The organism is Desulfomicrobium norvegicum, assembly GCF_900114595.1.
GTDB classification, from domain to species: Bacteria; Desulfobacterota; Desulfovibrionia; order Desulfovibrionales; family Desulfomicrobiaceae; genus Desulfomicrobium; species Desulfomicrobium macestii.
The window spans coordinates 118,130-131,972 of the sequence record NZ_FOTO01000012.1 but is presented as its reverse complement, the minus strand read 5'-3'; the positions used below and the strand labels follow the sequence as shown (position 1 = coordinate 131,972).

Annotated in this window: 14 protein-coding genes and 1 tRNA gene; 2 read left to right on the top strand and 13 right to left on the bottom strand. The window is 50.9% G+C overall.

Annotated features, from left to right (window positions below):
* Positions 1–92: 92 nt before the first annotated feature.
* The 3 genes from BMZ24_RS15695 to BMZ24_RS15685 all read right to left on the bottom strand — a co-directional run bounded on the left by BMZ24_RS15695 (position 93) and on the right by BMZ24_RS15685 (position 2,083).
* The gene (locus BMZ24_RS15695; RefSeq protein WP_161949190.1) at positions 93–989 is read right to left on the bottom strand and encodes a spermidine synthase; all 897 of its coding nucleotides are present in this window, start codon (positions 987–989) and stop codon (positions 93–95) included.
* 38 nt (positions 990–1,027) lie between these two features.
* Positions 1,028–1,327, bottom strand: coding sequence for a hypothetical protein (locus tag BMZ24_RS19565; RefSeq protein WP_143077935.1), 300 nt, complete (start codon positions 1,325–1,327; stop codon positions 1,028–1,030).
* 417 nt (positions 1,328–1,744) lie between these two features.
* Positions 1,745–2,083, bottom strand: a complete 339-nt coding sequence (locus BMZ24_RS15685) for a chemotaxis protein CheW (RefSeq protein ID WP_244150386.1) — start codon at positions 2,081–2,083, stop codon at positions 1,745–1,747.
* Positions 2,084–2,707: 624 nt separating this feature from the next.
* Between BMZ24_RS15685 and BMZ24_RS15680 the strand changes: the two genes are divergently transcribed.
* Positions 2,708–3,040: a DUF6955 family protein gene (locus BMZ24_RS15680; RefSeq protein WP_092193701.1), complete on the top strand. Its 333-nt coding sequence runs from the start codon at positions 2,708–2,710 to the stop codon at positions 3,038–3,040.
* A gap of 462 nt (positions 3,041–3,502) precedes the next feature.
* Here the strand turns inward: BMZ24_RS15680 and BMZ24_RS15675 are convergent, their stop codons facing one another.
* The 4 genes from BMZ24_RS15675 to BMZ24_RS15660 all read right to left on the bottom strand — a co-directional run bounded on the left by BMZ24_RS15675 (position 3,503) and on the right by BMZ24_RS15660 (position 9,274).
* The gene (locus BMZ24_RS15675) at positions 3,503–4,288 is read right to left on the bottom strand and encodes a DUF169 domain-containing protein (RefSeq protein WP_161949189.1); all 786 of its coding nucleotides are present in this window, start codon (positions 4,286–4,288) and stop codon (positions 3,503–3,505) included.
* A 254-nt stretch (positions 4,289–4,542) separates the two neighbouring features.
* Positions 4,543–6,174, bottom strand: coding sequence for a sigma-54-dependent Fis family transcriptional regulator (locus tag BMZ24_RS15670; protein ID WP_092193699.1), 1,632 nt, complete (start codon positions 6,172–6,174; stop codon positions 4,543–4,545).
* Between the two features lie 249 nt (positions 6,175–6,423).
* A complete protein-coding gene (locus BMZ24_RS15665; RefSeq protein WP_092193698.1) occupies positions 6,424–7,200 on the bottom strand; it encodes an HPP family protein in 777 nt (258 codons plus the stop codon).
* A 70-nt stretch (positions 7,201–7,270) separates the two neighbouring features.
* The gene (locus tag BMZ24_RS15660) at positions 7,271–9,274 is read right to left on the bottom strand and encodes an anaerobic carbon-monoxide dehydrogenase catalytic subunit (protein WP_208599868.1); all 2,004 of its coding nucleotides are present in this window, start codon (positions 9,272–9,274) and stop codon (positions 7,271–7,273) included.
* Positions 9,275–9,830: 556 nt separating this feature from the next.
* Here BMZ24_RS15660 and BMZ24_RS15655 point away from each other — a divergent pair.
* Positions 9,831–10,142, top strand: a complete 312-nt coding sequence (locus BMZ24_RS15655; protein WP_143077934.1) for a recombinase family protein — start codon at positions 9,831–9,833, stop codon at positions 10,140–10,142.
* 3 nt (positions 10,143–10,145) lie between these two features.
* Here the strand turns inward: BMZ24_RS15655 and BMZ24_RS20230 are convergent, their stop codons facing one another.
* The 6 genes from BMZ24_RS20230 to BMZ24_RS15630 all read right to left on the bottom strand — a co-directional run bounded on the left by BMZ24_RS20230 (position 10,146) and on the right by BMZ24_RS15630 (position 13,637).
* Positions 10,146–10,466, bottom strand: coding sequence for a Fic family protein (locus tag BMZ24_RS20230; RefSeq protein ID WP_425266284.1), 321 nt, complete (start codon positions 10,464–10,466; stop codon positions 10,146–10,148).
* Between the two features lie 154 nt (positions 10,467–10,620).
* Positions 10,621–10,890, bottom strand: coding sequence for a hypothetical protein (locus BMZ24_RS20225; protein ID WP_244150385.1), 270 nt, complete (start codon positions 10,888–10,890; stop codon positions 10,621–10,623).
* Between the two features lie 282 nt (positions 10,891–11,172).
* Positions 11,173–11,257: transfer RNA gene (locus tag BMZ24_RS15645), tRNA-Leu, on the bottom strand.
* 85 nt (positions 11,258–11,342) lie between these two features.
* Positions 11,343–11,687: a preprotein translocase subunit SecG gene (gene secG / locus BMZ24_RS15640; protein ID WP_092193695.1), complete on the bottom strand. Its 345-nt coding sequence runs from the start codon at positions 11,685–11,687 to the stop codon at positions 11,343–11,345.
* Positions 11,688–11,703: 16 nt separating this feature from the next.
* Positions 11,704–12,459, bottom strand: a complete 756-nt coding sequence (gene tpiA, locus BMZ24_RS15635) for a triose-phosphate isomerase (protein WP_092193694.1) — start codon at positions 12,457–12,459, stop codon at positions 11,704–11,706.
* On the bottom strand, positions 12,456–13,637 hold the full coding sequence (locus BMZ24_RS15630) for a phosphoglycerate kinase (RefSeq protein ID WP_092193693.1): 1,182 nt from the start codon (positions 13,635–13,637) through the stop codon (positions 12,456–12,458). Before BMZ24_RS15630 ends, tpiA begins: the two co-directional genes overlap by 4 nt.
* Positions 13,638–13,843: the final 206 nt, after the last annotated feature.

Genomic DNA, 13,843 nt, shown 5'->3' with positions numbered 1-13,843 from the left:
GCCTCAAATTCCTTGGACACGTACTTCGACCTAATGTTCAGCCGCTACAGGTTTGTGCCTGACGTGGCGTTTTAACAGTTTTTCAGGATCGACTATGTATCATCCTTCAAAAGGTTAACCGGAGCGTAATCGTCGGTCAAAACCTTCGTACCGTCGGGCCAGGTCGGATTAGGTGCGAAATGGTTCTCGAACATGCCCTTCAAATCGAGACGCTGCGGCTTGCGCGTAGCTTCCAGCTCCGCAAGCCTGTTACGCACCACCTCGGGAGAAGGCAGGCCGCCGGGCGCGGCCACAACAATTCGATTTGTCGACAACTTGCCAATATAATGATGAAATCCACCAAAAACCGCATGGTATGTTGCCGATTCACGATCGGCAAGGGCCTGACTGATCCAGGTGTTCGAACAGACTACGCCGCCTTGCGAGAGCCGCTCACGGACAATCCCCAGAAACTCGCGAGTGGTCAGATGAAAAGGAATATATCCTCCGTGATAGGCGTCGAGTAAAATCATATCGAACTGCTCTGTGGTTCTCCGCAGCCAGCGCCGAGCATCCTCCACCACAAGCTTCATCTTTGCGTCTTCCGCATACCCGAAATACTGCCTGGCCATGGCTACGATCTCGGGGTCGAATTCGACATTCGTGATTTCCGCATCGGGGTAGATCATCCTGAGGGTACGAGTGACGGTTCCGCCGCCAAGTCCGACCACGAGAATTTTTTTCGGCGCATCCACATAGCCGGATACCAGCATCATCATTGCCGTGTACTCATAAACGTGTCGATACGGGTCTTTCAAATCCATGGCACTTGATCTATCCAACAACGACCCGACATGCATTCTACGTATCCCATTAGCCTCTGAGATGAAAATAGTCTGATACGGAGATTCCTTCTCATCAATAACATCAGCAGATGTCGGCAGCAGATACAAAAAAACTATTGCTAATGAAAAAATTATTGCGGTCACGAAAATAATAAATCGCTTCAAACATTTCTTCATCTCACACCATTTAAACCATCAACGTTTTACACATCTTCGACAAGCATTTGGATTTTGAAGCATTCTTCGCACGGCCAATCAACGCGGAATGAAACAAGAATTTCGAGGAGCATCACTTCAAGGCCCTCATGGTCCATGCATGAAGCTTGGCGGTATGGAAGTTGATAATTTTCCGCGCCAATGCCGCCAACAATAACGTCTTCCCAAACTCTTCCCGACGCTGCGCGTACCCATTCAACAGCAAATCCCCCAAGTTGTTCATCCGTACCCTCTGAAAGAATATTGCGCAACGCCGGAGCAAGAACTCCTTTACGTGGCGAGTTCAATCCGACTCAGCCTAAAAGGGCTTCCAGATTCATGGCAAGCTAACTCAGACCAGAACTGCAAAAAAGAAAAAGCCGCTGAAACTATTACATTTCAGCGGCTTATCTTTTTAGATGGTGTCGAAGGGGGTGTAGCGCAGGCGTAGCAGCTAATTCTTTAAAATCAATCAAATTTAGCTAGTTAAGAACAAAAACAATATGTAATTTATGACCTACATTCTTGACCACACAGAATCAAGAAAAAATTTAGGGAAACACCCTGCAAAGCAGCCTCGTGTAGACGAAAGAAATACGAAAAGACGCTGACGCGATGCGGCAGGCCTTGCGTCTGCTCATGCTGAATAAGCGGACCTTTTACCCACACCAATCTAGGAAAAACCATAAAAATAGTAAAAAAATGTAACTTAAAGCAATATTTCACTAATCCGCGTTTAAACTTCCCCGATATCCAGTAGCGCGATGAGACCCCTGGGGAACTTGAGGGTTCCCAGAAAACAGACCTGCCGTTCCCTTCACTTCCTTGATATTGGAAGGATTGGACTCCACGCCTCTCCACTTGGACGTGACCACGTCGGTGATGCGGTCCACCAGCAAGCCAATGTTCTCGTCGCGCGAGTTGACGATGATGATACGACTGGTTTCCGTGGTTTTCGATGGCGCCAGGCCCAGCTTGAGGCCCAGGTCGATGTTGCTCACGATGCGCCCGCGCAGGTTCATGATGCCAAGCACATAGGCCGGAGCCTGGGGCACCTTGGTCATATCCATCTGCCTGTTCATTTCCTGGATGAGATTGATGTCAATCCCGTACAGGCCGAAACTACGGAAAAGCAGGACAGCTGCAAGGCACCCGCCTTCTCTTTGTCCTGCTGTTTCATGCATATCATCATAGCTTCCAAACTCAACAATTCGAGCCTTAGCTCCCCAGGATAGACAGGTATTTTCAATTTAGGAGCACCATTTATAACGAAAATTCATGATAATAAACAAAGAATCGCCATAAACGGCACGAAATTCCGTTCTACCCAGCTATCAATTAACCTCATTCCATACAGCCACTCAATAACTACTCAGTTATTATGAAGATCATAGCCAAGCAAAATAATGCAACATTCCTTGATAACCCTCATCAATATTAACCTTTCAAGGACATGAGCACCCCACACTTTCAAGACGAAACCAATACATCAGGACTACTAGAGGCAAACGGTACGCAGCTTGCTAATCAAGCAGATGTGAAATTTTAATTCATGAAGGATTTATTCTTCATAAATTTGATATCGCTAATAATGATGATCATAATTTGAAATAATAATTATAATTATCATTAAATATACGGAAAAAATATACTTCGATCTTTTAAACACTAACTAATAAGAGGATAAAATGAATAACTACCATATTAATATAGTACTTAATGATAAAGTAATGCCTATCATTGAAAATATTGGCTTGAGCGATCACATCGTTGATATTCAATCAACAAAGATAATTCCAATTGAAATGAGCTCAAAAGATCACAAAAAGTTAATGAAAGCATTTTGTGATCTAACATTTGATGAAAACAATGCTTGTGTTCTACCAAAAGAAAAAAATGAGATCCTTATAAATCTTATCATCCAGTCGCAGTCCATAGACATTATGAAGACAGCAATTATGAAGCTCTACAACCCTCTTGCAGGAAGAGACATTTTTGGCAGAGGAACAGGATGTCGATAGAATTTAAGCAAATCAAATGTCCCCATTATGATAGCGTAAGACACGTATTAATTTACACATCCAGAGTTTTCCAACTCTTATCATATATCTCACAAATTTCTGATAAATGTAATTCCTAAATTAGTAAATTCTAACAACTGTATCACGAAGTTCACAAAAAAGACCTGTGAGAGACAAGCTCACAGGTCTTCTATATATTTTTCATACTTTGCTCCAATGTTCTTGCGACCACACCTCGACTGATGCCCACTTATAGACCGCATCTCGCGCACCAACACCATCCATTACACCTACTGATAATGGCCGAAATCCACGCGACATGATTTTTCACATCATGAAAAGCGTGAAAATTCGGCCATTTTCAGCCCTAACAAATTTACAACGATTTGTATAAATCACATATCGCTACAATACCATCAGCAACGTATTGCATAACGACATAAAACCAAAAAAAAAAAAAAATCATTTTGCTTTTTTGAACACAATAAGCGGACAATTTTTACAAATATCAGCACCTGGAAATCCATCACCGGGTCGAGTGATTGCGCTGCTTCCAAGAGTATCGATTCGCTCTATCAGTCTAGCCACGACCGCATTAATGTGATCGCCTGGAATCATGACGTTTATCTCGCCACGCTCTGTCTTTCCAGCGTTATAACTACCAGAACAGGCAGGTAGCATGTTGAATTTTTGAGACACGAAACTCCAGACATTTCCACCGCATGCAGAAGAATTCATGGTAATATTTGTTTGCAGTGGGTGTGTGTCTGTCGCCGCCATGTAATCAACGGCCAAATGATACGCCTGCATATTGTCACAATAGAAGTGCACCGTATCCGGACCATCGAAGACCTCCGCTTTAGCAAGAGGAGCGACGGCAATACCAAGCAGTCCAGACGGCATTCGCGTTTTTGACATCACAAAACGCTCCGCCTGTTCTAAATTCTTTACATACTTTGCATGTCCCTTAATTTCACCAGCATCCAGATCTTTCCAACCGAAACAGTATTGCGCATTTCCGCAACCCAGGCCATCCACCTCGCTGTACACAACCTGCCCCTTCATTCGCGCCGCGAGTTCCCACTGACAAAATGTCATCGCCTTAAGAGGCGAATGATATTCATCCACCCTTTCTTTAAAAAACGCCACTTTTTCAGGGTCATAAAAAAACTTCACCGCAACAGGGTAATGATAGAGCCGAAGCTCTTTCATCAAAATGTCTTGCATTTCAGAATAAGTCATAAACATCTCCTTGAATTTTTGATCTAACTCAACCAGAACTCAAGGAGCATGAGCTATTATCAGCTATTCATAAATTAAAATTCAGATTGTTAATTTATTAACTTTCAATTTTAAATTTTATATATACACAATACAAAACTATATTCTTATTGTTAAAAAATTCACATAAAATTGTATTATAATACATGATTATTAATATAATAATAAAAAATAATCATAAAAATTAATTTAAATAATCATAAAAATATAGTATTAAAATACTATATATCGTTTACTTGAATTTTCATCTTTTTCATTCTTGAAATAAGAGTAGTCGGTTTGATTCCAAGCTTCTCGCCAGCACCTCTACGTCCATAAATTTTTCCATTGCAGAGGCGCAGAGCTCTAATGATATTTTCTTTTTCCAAGCTACGAATCTCTTTCTCCGTCAGGATTTCATGCCCTGCGGATACCGGCTTGGTCGTGTGAACCTCACCGACGGGCACGGAAGTAAGCGGATGCCCGGCAGATGCCGGGGAGTCGATCTGGTCCAACCGGGAGGTGATGACCGCCCGTTCAATCACATTCTGCAACTCTCGGATATTGCCGGGCCAGTCGTGCACAGTCAGGGCGGCAATGTCAGCCTGAGTCAAGTGGGGTTCCGGACGATTCAGCTTTTTGCATATCAAATCGACGAAATGCGCAACCAGCAAAGGGATATCTTCTTTACGTTCACGTAAGGACGGCATGCTGAAGGGAAAAACATTCAGCCGGTAGTAGAGATCCTCACGAAAACGACCGGCCGAGACCTCCTGCGCCAGTTGACGGTTTGTAGCGGAGATCACGCGGACGTCCACCTTGAGAACCTTTTCTTCGCCGACACGCTGATATTCCCCCTCTTGCAGAACGCGTAGGAGCTTGCCCTGCAACTCCAAGGGGATCTCGCTGACTTCGTCGAGAAACAGAGTCCCCCCATCCGCTGTACGGAAGAAGCCCTCACGATCTCTGTGCGCCCCAGTAAAAGCACCGCGGACATGTCCGAAAAATTCGCTTTCAAAAAGATCCTTGGGGATGGCCGCACAGTTGACCTTGATCATCGGGCGGCGGGCACGTTTGCTCCTTGTATGAATCTCGCGGGCGACAAGCTCCTTACCCGTGCCGGACTCTCCGGTAATGAGCACGCTCGTGTCGATGGGAGCCACGAGTTCAATCTTGCGCAAAATCTGCAAGAGGGCGTTGCTTGTGCCGATGATGCCGCCAAAGGACTGAGCCAGATTGACTTCCGCGCGCAAGTATGCATTTTCGCTTTCAATCTGCCGCTTGAGGCGTTCAATCTCTGCAAACGCACGGGTGTTGGAGACAGCGTAGGCCAGATGATCCGCGATCATTCGCATGAGTCCCAGGGAATCCTCTCCCAGGGCAACCCGCGTAAACATCGCCAGCACACCCAGCACCTCTCCTTTAAAGATAAGCGGCTGGCCAACAAAATTGACAATCCCCTCCCGCTGCATCCAACCTCTGTCGGCTATCCAGTCAGAATTGCCGTTGATGGCCGAGACGTAGCCCGGCTGCCCCGTGGCGGCTATGCGCCCCACCTTGCGCACGCCGATTGGAAAGCGCCGATAGGCACTGTGTTCGGTCGTGTTCCACGTCGTGACGCTGTCTGTGGAGAGCCCCCGGCTGGCCATGAGATGAAGACAGCGCCCCTGATCGGGGCATGACGCAAGTTCGACACAGGTCTCGCAGATGTCTCCAGGCGCAACCATCCAGACTCGGGCCAAGGCTACGTTGCGATTCGATACCAGAGACGACGTGACCAGCTGAAGCAGGTCATCCACGGAACGCTGCTGCGCCATTTCCAGCAGCAACTGCTGAAAGCTTTTAAAATTCAACTTGAAATCGTTCTGCGCCATGTGACACCTCGGTGGCTGAAAGGGGAAACTCTCAGTGACTTTGACCGCGAGCGAAGTCATGTCAAGGGCGTTTCAAGCGCGATGCAGAACCTGACACGCACAAGAGATCGCTGGCGACAGGGGCCGGGCATCTGATGTCCAGTTCATGCCTCACGGCAAGGCCTCTTGAAATCACTCCCCCATTCTGCTGTGTCCAGAGAACATGCTGGCGCCTTTCTCCGAAGAGCCTGTATCGACCCAGAATCATCATCACCCTTCTGTCACAGGAATCATGACGGCAGAGACAAGATGGTGCAATCCCAGAACAAGGACGCCAAGAGTCATGCCCCAAGCGCCGAAATCATGCATGAATGGCTCAAAATTTTTGCAACTCATCAAAACAACGCTGATAAAACATACTGCTACACCAAAAACTTGCGGTTTCTCCATAAACAAACCGGCATTCTTGACGCAGTGATCGTCGTCCCTAGCAGGAAATTCAAACCAGACACGATTCCAGACAAGGGCGAAAAGTACCGTAATTGTTGCACCCCAGGCCATATATACCGGAAAAAGATGTGCAGCCATCGGAAGCGGCAGAATTACAGGAATGACTGCCGTTGCGGCTGCGGGTGGATGGTCCGCATCGAAAACCTGCATAAGCACACCGGCATACAAAACCGCCAAGCCGAGCTTGAGGGGGATCTCGAACTCGGTTCCTCCGGCCAGAAATTCACCGCTCCATATGCCAGCCAACCCGCAGATCGCCGAAACAAAGTGAGCGACGATGACCGGTTTTGGCCTGGCCACACGCAGATAGACACACGTGGAGTTGATGAAGCACGTCGCGGCCAGCGGCGGATACAGTACCGCTATCCCCGAGATGCGAGACAAGAGCGCGATAATGCCCAGCAACAGACCGGCGCCCAAAGACCCCCAGACAATTCGCGACAAGGATATCACGCCAGGACGATAGACATCCCTGGCGAATTCCCTGCGGCATGGAGACGCCATTCTGATCTGCACCGAATTCACTTTCTTGAGCACTGATCCTCCCGCCGACTGCCAAAGAGGGATCGCCGGCCCGGGATGCCCCCAGGCCGGCGCTGATGCATGGCTATTTGTCCCAACCGAGTTTCTTTCGGGCTGCTTTGAAATCCGAAATGATCATGCCGGCCACTTTTGCAGGATCAGGGTCGACATTCATGCAGGAACCAAGAAGCTCCCTGGTTCCTCCGTAAAGGAAATCCATGACCTTGCGGGACCCCTGAACGGAGGCGTGCACACAATGATAGGAGTCAAATCCCAACATGCGGAAAGCCAAGGCTGCGCCGACGCCTTTCTCGTTGGACCATTCCGGTGTGACTTCAGCGAAGGGCAGATCCTTGATGTGATGCCCGGTCTGACCGGCGATTGTTGCGAACGCGGCCACAGCGTGGGCATTGTCGATGCACTCGCCGAAATGCCAGGCAGGAGGCATGTCCGATCCCAGGAACGACTTCAAGCTTTCCCCGCATCTCTCCTGCCCCTTGACCGAACAGTAGCCGAGCTTGGCCATCGGGAACGAGGCGCATCCGTTGGTGAAAATGAGTATGTTGTTTTTGAGGAGGATGTCCGCGATATCCACGATGGCTTTTTCGAACACGATGCGGGTGTTGGTGCAACCGGCGAGATTGATGATCCCGAGAATGCGACCATCCTTCAGGGCGTCCGCAATGGGCTTGACGCTACCGCCGTAATACTGCGTGAGATACTCCAACCCGAAGCCCACTTCCGCTTCAACCTCATGGGGAGGAATATACCTCTTGACGTCTCTGCGATTGATAAAACTTTCAATGGCTCTGGTCAGAATTTTTTCAGCCAACTCGGGAAGCTTGTTCAGATCAGACATGTCCCGCTTGTAGCCGATATGCTCGGCACCCGGCAGGCGGTTAGACTCGTTGGTCGTGACAATTACGGTCTTGAAGCAGTTGGCCACGTCCATGATGCCCGGGAACACTTCCTGAATGTCGGCAAGCCAGAGGTCCAAGGCGCCGGTCGCCACGACCAGTTCCGACCCATTCGCATTGGCCAGCGGGATAACCCCGCCAAGGCGGTACATGGACGACAGACCCGAACAACAGATGCCGTAAAACTGGATACCCTCGGCTCCGGCCTCCTTGGCCATGTTCACGAACTTTTCGGTTCGGGAAGCCTTAATGACCTCCATAGCCATCATGGGAGCGTGACCGTGTATGGCGATATTAACATGATTCGTCTTGAGTGCGCCAACATTTGCCTTGATGGAACTGCGCGTTGGGACTCCATACAGGCAGTCGCTGGCGATGGATCCGCCCACGACGCTGTTCATGGAAAACGTCAGCCCAAGACGGAGAAACTGATCCATGGCCTTACGCCAGTCGCCCTGGGTGCCCACCGTTGTGGCGTGCAAGGTTTCGAATACTTCGTGATAGGAACTGATAGGCGTCAGTCCCAGTTCGCTCCACGTTGCCTGGCGCTCGGCAGGAGCGACGGCAGTCAGCGTTCGATGCGTACCGGGAACCGTCCTGCTCATATCCTCAAGGAGGATGTCTGCGATCTGGCCGGCCAAGGCTTCGACCGTCCGTCCATCCGTCTCCAGGCCGTACATCTTCGCGACAGCCATGACTTTGTCTGCGCCTTCAATGGGAAGATCAATTTCGCCGGCAGCGGCTTTTTTCAGTGTCAGCATGACTTCGCGGGCCCGGGCGCCATGGGCGGCAACACCACCGGCAGCAGCACGCGCCAAGTTTCGAGCGACTATGAGATCCGCATTGGCCCCGCATGTGCCGCGCGGCGCTTTTTCCGTGATCTTGCACGGCCCAAGCGAACAAACCTTACAGCAGATGCCGGCCAGACCAAAGGCGCAGTGAGGCTTCTGCTTGTCGAAACGGTCAAAACAGTTTTCGCAGCCGATACTGTCCATGTACGCTACCATTTCGCGGACAGCTGGATCTGGAGCCTGGGTCATGACATCGGCCTTACTGGCGAAGGACTTGCGATACTCCGTAACCGCTGCCATGTAGTCCGTGAAATCGTTGTCGTGATGATGGTGGTCATGACCATGGTGATGATGCTCATGCGAATGTTCGTTATTTCCCACGCAAATACGCCTCCGTGTTTCAATGTTGCACCAAATTATATCCAGAGAATATGCACAGTATGATAATTTATTGTTGCCATGGAGGCAGTTAATACATTCACAAACCACCTCCATGGTGTTAAAATTATATAAAAAATAATTTCTGAATTATTGACAATACACTTGATGATAAGCATGGCATTTCTTAATATCACAATATATATGTCAAAAATGAAATTATTGACCTTGGACAACATCTCTGCATGAATTTTTCAGAACAACTATCTAGCACATAAGCAATCACCATGCCTATTTATAAACTCAAATAAGAACCGCATATTCAACACGTTAGGGGATTAATAAGAATTCAAAGCACATCATCGACCGAAATTTCGACAAAATCATCGATATTTCAATATAAAACACGAATATTCAAGATTTTGCTAAAACAACCTGATTTTTTGAGATTATTTCTGAAAGTTTTAAACTTTGTTTTCTTTTTGCGCATACCCTTTCCGGGCACAGTTATGGGCACGATTTCTGGCAAGAGACCCAAATTTCAATGCCGGAGACACCAATGAATGGACGCAACGTCGGATATGTCAGGGTGAGCACCCACGAGCAAAATACAGTTCGCCAACTGGCCGACTGCAAGGTTGATTTCTGGAAGATCTATGAAGAGAAGGCGTCGGGTAAAAACACTGACAGACCAGAGCTTCAGGACTGCCTCTCCCGCCTGGATGAAGGCGACACCTTGTGGATCCACTCTATCGACAGGCTTGCACGCAGCCTTCAGGATCTGCAAAACATCATCAGCCATGAAATCCTCCAAATACGAAAAGCCCCGGAGTTTGTGACTCCAGGGCTTTTCGTTCGTTGTTGTGTTTAACAGCTAGGCTATGCCGAGCAGATACCAATATGGCTCGAAACTTCGTTCGACCAGCTGACCAAGCTGCTGGACAAATGGGCCGTAATCCATGTCCTTCCCCGCCTTGTCCAGATTCTCGTAATAGGCGGCCCGATCCTCCACCGGAATGATGGCGGTCGGAAATCCTGCCCGCATGAGTTCCAGGTTCATGACGAGCCTGGAGGTCCTGCCGTTGCCGTCCCGGAAGGGATGGATGATGACCAGGTCGACATGCATCTTGGCAGCCCTTTCAACGGGATGAAGCCTCTGGGGCTCCCCATGGTACCAATCAAAGAAGCTCTGCATGCGTTCGCCGACATGGAGGTGATCAGGCGGGGTATGCCCTGCGCCTGAGATGATGACGTTGCAGCCGCGATAACGCCAGCCTCGTTGTCGATACCCCGCAGGACAAGCTGATGCAGTTCCTTCAATATGCGCTCATCAAGCGGGACGTTCTCCTTCACGAGGCTTTCCAGATACGTGATGGCGTCGGCATGGTTGATGACTTCGAGGTGATGCCGCAGCATTTGCCGCCGATGCCCAATCCTTCTTCCAGGATCACCTTGACTTCCATGAGGGTCAGCGTGTTCCCCTCGATGGCGTTGGAATGGTAGGTGTACCTCAGCACCATGTCCTCGCGCAGGTTCCGGACAAGTTCCGGCGCGAGGGGACGATGAGCGTCGAGTTTGGACTTCAGGGCGTCCAGATTGGCGAAGGCGTCATGGTGCATGGCATATCCCTTTTGGTTTTGAAGATTCGGTAAACGCGTTGACCTCCCAGGTCCAGCGAACCTACCACAACCCGCAGTCAGGCAGCACGGGCTGCATGGGCATGTCCGCAATACTCGCCCCCTCCATCAATCGAGAGAGATGGAAAACCCAGCGTCGCCATCACCATTTTCAAAGATAGCCCCGTCTTTTCACGGCCGAGAACGAATCCGCAACTCACGCCGGAACCCTAAAAAAGAAAAAGCCGCTGAAATTTTTACATTTCAGCGGCTTATCTTTTTAGATGGTGTCGAAGGGGGGACTCGAACCCCCACGGGATACCCCACTACCCCCTCAAGATAGCGTGTCTACCAATTCCACCACTTCGACATCTAAGCATTCAAATTTGCGAACTAATCCCGCAAACCGGAGAAGCAGTCTTTAGCGATGCTCCACCGGTTTGTCCAGTATTTTTTTACTGATTTTTTTCCTGGCCTGCAGATTCTTCAGCAGGAGCCGTGGTGACTCCGGCGGGAGCTGTGGGGGTCTGGGTCACGGGCATGTCGATCACGATGGATTCCTTGGGGGAAGCGTGCTTCTGCGTGCTGACATACGTAAAAATCATGGAGGTCAGAAAAAACACGGTCGCCGCTCCGGCAGTCAACTTGCTGAGCAAATTGCCGGCACCGGTGGATCCGAAAACGGAGCCGCCGCCACCGCCGAAGATTATCCCCATGCCCTCCTTGCCGGATTGCAGCAAGACGAGAACGACAAGGGTGACACAGGCAATGACATGTATGGTTATCATCAGGGAGTTCAAAAAAATACCTCCTAAATTATGCGAGCACGATCTGACTGAAACTGTCCGCTTTGAGACTTGCGCCGCCTACCAGCACACCGTCCACATTGTCAAGGCGGATGATGGCGGCGGCGTTGTCGGGCTTGACGGAACCGCCGTAAAGAATGCGGATTTGAGCGCCTTCGCTCGGCAACAACGACTCAAGTTTGGAACGCACCAAGGCATGCGCCGCCAGGATTTCATCAGGTCCTGCCACATCGCCCGTGCCGATGGCCCAGACAGGCTCATACGCAACCGCAAGATTCTCCGCCGTGGCGGTGGACAACACTCCGGCCAGCCCGCTTTCGAGTTGGCGAACCAGAACTTCCTCGATCTGACCGAGTCTTCGCTCGACGCTGGTCTCGCCGATGCAGAGGATCATCTTCAGGCCGGCTTCAAGGCCAAAGGCCACCTTGCGCCCGATCAGCTCGTCCATCTCGCCCAGAACGTGCCTGCGCTCGGAGTGTCCGGCCAGGGCGTACGTGCAGCCAAGGTCCAGAAGCTGCTCCGGGGCGACTTCTCCGGTAAAGGCTCCCTGCGCGGCGGGATAGAAATTCTGGGCCCCGGAGTGGCAGCCCGCGTTCCCCGCGAGGATGGGACACACGGAGTGCATCATGGTGAACGGCGGGCAGACGAGCACTTCCCTGTCCTGGGGCAATGTGCCCAGCAGCGAGACCAGTTCCCTGGCCGTGGCCACGCCCTCCTCCACCGTCTTGTACATCTTCCAGTTGGCGGCCATGAGCAGCTTTTTCATGACTTGTTCTCCAGGGCGGTGAAGGCAGGCAGCTCCTTGCCTTCCAAAAATTCCAGGAAGGAACCGCCGCCGGTCGAGATGAAAGAGAACTTGTCCGCCATGCCCAGCTGCTCCACGATGACGTTGGTGTCACCGCCGCCGAGAATGGTCATTCCGGAGACAGCCCCCACCATCCGGCACAGATTGATGGAGCCCTGGGCAAAGGCCGGATTCTCAAAAGCGCCCATGGGGCCGTTCCAGATCACGGTGCCGGCGTTCTTGATGACCTCAGCGAAAAGCGTGTGCGAGGCGGGGCCGGTGTCCAGGATCATCTCGTCGGCGGGAATGTCCTGATAGGTACGCACGCCAGACGCGATGCCGCCCTTCGGGTCGGTGCCGAGGATGAAATCCACGGGCAGATAGAACTTCACTCCCTTTTCCCGCGCCTCGACCATGATGGACATGGCCTCTTCCAGCAGGTCGTCCTCAACGAGCGAGGTTCCGACCTCGAAGCCTTGGGCCTTGCGGAAGGTATTGGCCATGGCGCCGCCCACGATCATGGAGTCGACCTCTTCCAAAAGCGCCTTCAGGATGCCGAGTTTCGAGGAAACCTTGGCGCCGCCGATGATGGCCACGAAGGGGCGGGCCGGATTCTCCAGGGCTTCGCCCAGGTACTGCCATTCCTTCTTGAGCAGCAGGCCACCGCAGCAATCCTTGATGTATTCCGTAACCCCGACCACGGAGGCGTGCGCGCGATGGGAAGCGCCGAACGCATCATTGACGTAGACATCTCCCAGCTTGGCCAGCTCACGGCTGAAATCGGGATCGTTCTTGGTCTCGCCGGGATGAAAGCGCAGGTTCTCAAGCAGCAGGACCTCGCCGGGCTTGAGCCCCTCGGCCATGGCCTGAACTTCGGGACCGATGCAATCCGGAGCCATGCGCACCTCGCGTCCGAGCAGCTCCGCCAGGCGCACGGCCACGGGCTTCAGGGAGAATTCCGGGGCCGGAGCGCCCTTGGGCCTGCCCAAATGGGAGCAAATGACCAGGGACGCACCATTGTCCAGGGCCAACTTCAGAGTCGGCAGACTCTGTTTGATGCGGTTGTCGTCGACAATGGTCTCGCCTTTGAGAGGCACGTTGTAGTCGACACGCATGAGGACCCGTTTGCCGCTCACGTTCAGTTCATCCAGAAATTTCATATTATCTTCCTCCCATGGGGCTTTGGCTTTGATGGACGCGGACACGTGCCCGCTCGGCCTTTCGTAAGGGAATCAACAAAAAATGACAATGGCCGGACCAAAACAGATCGGAATTGATTGCCAATATCCGCTTGATCCCGGCTCTCAAAATACGCACAATGAATGATTATTTTCTACCCGCGACCTGGCAGCTCATAGGACTCCAC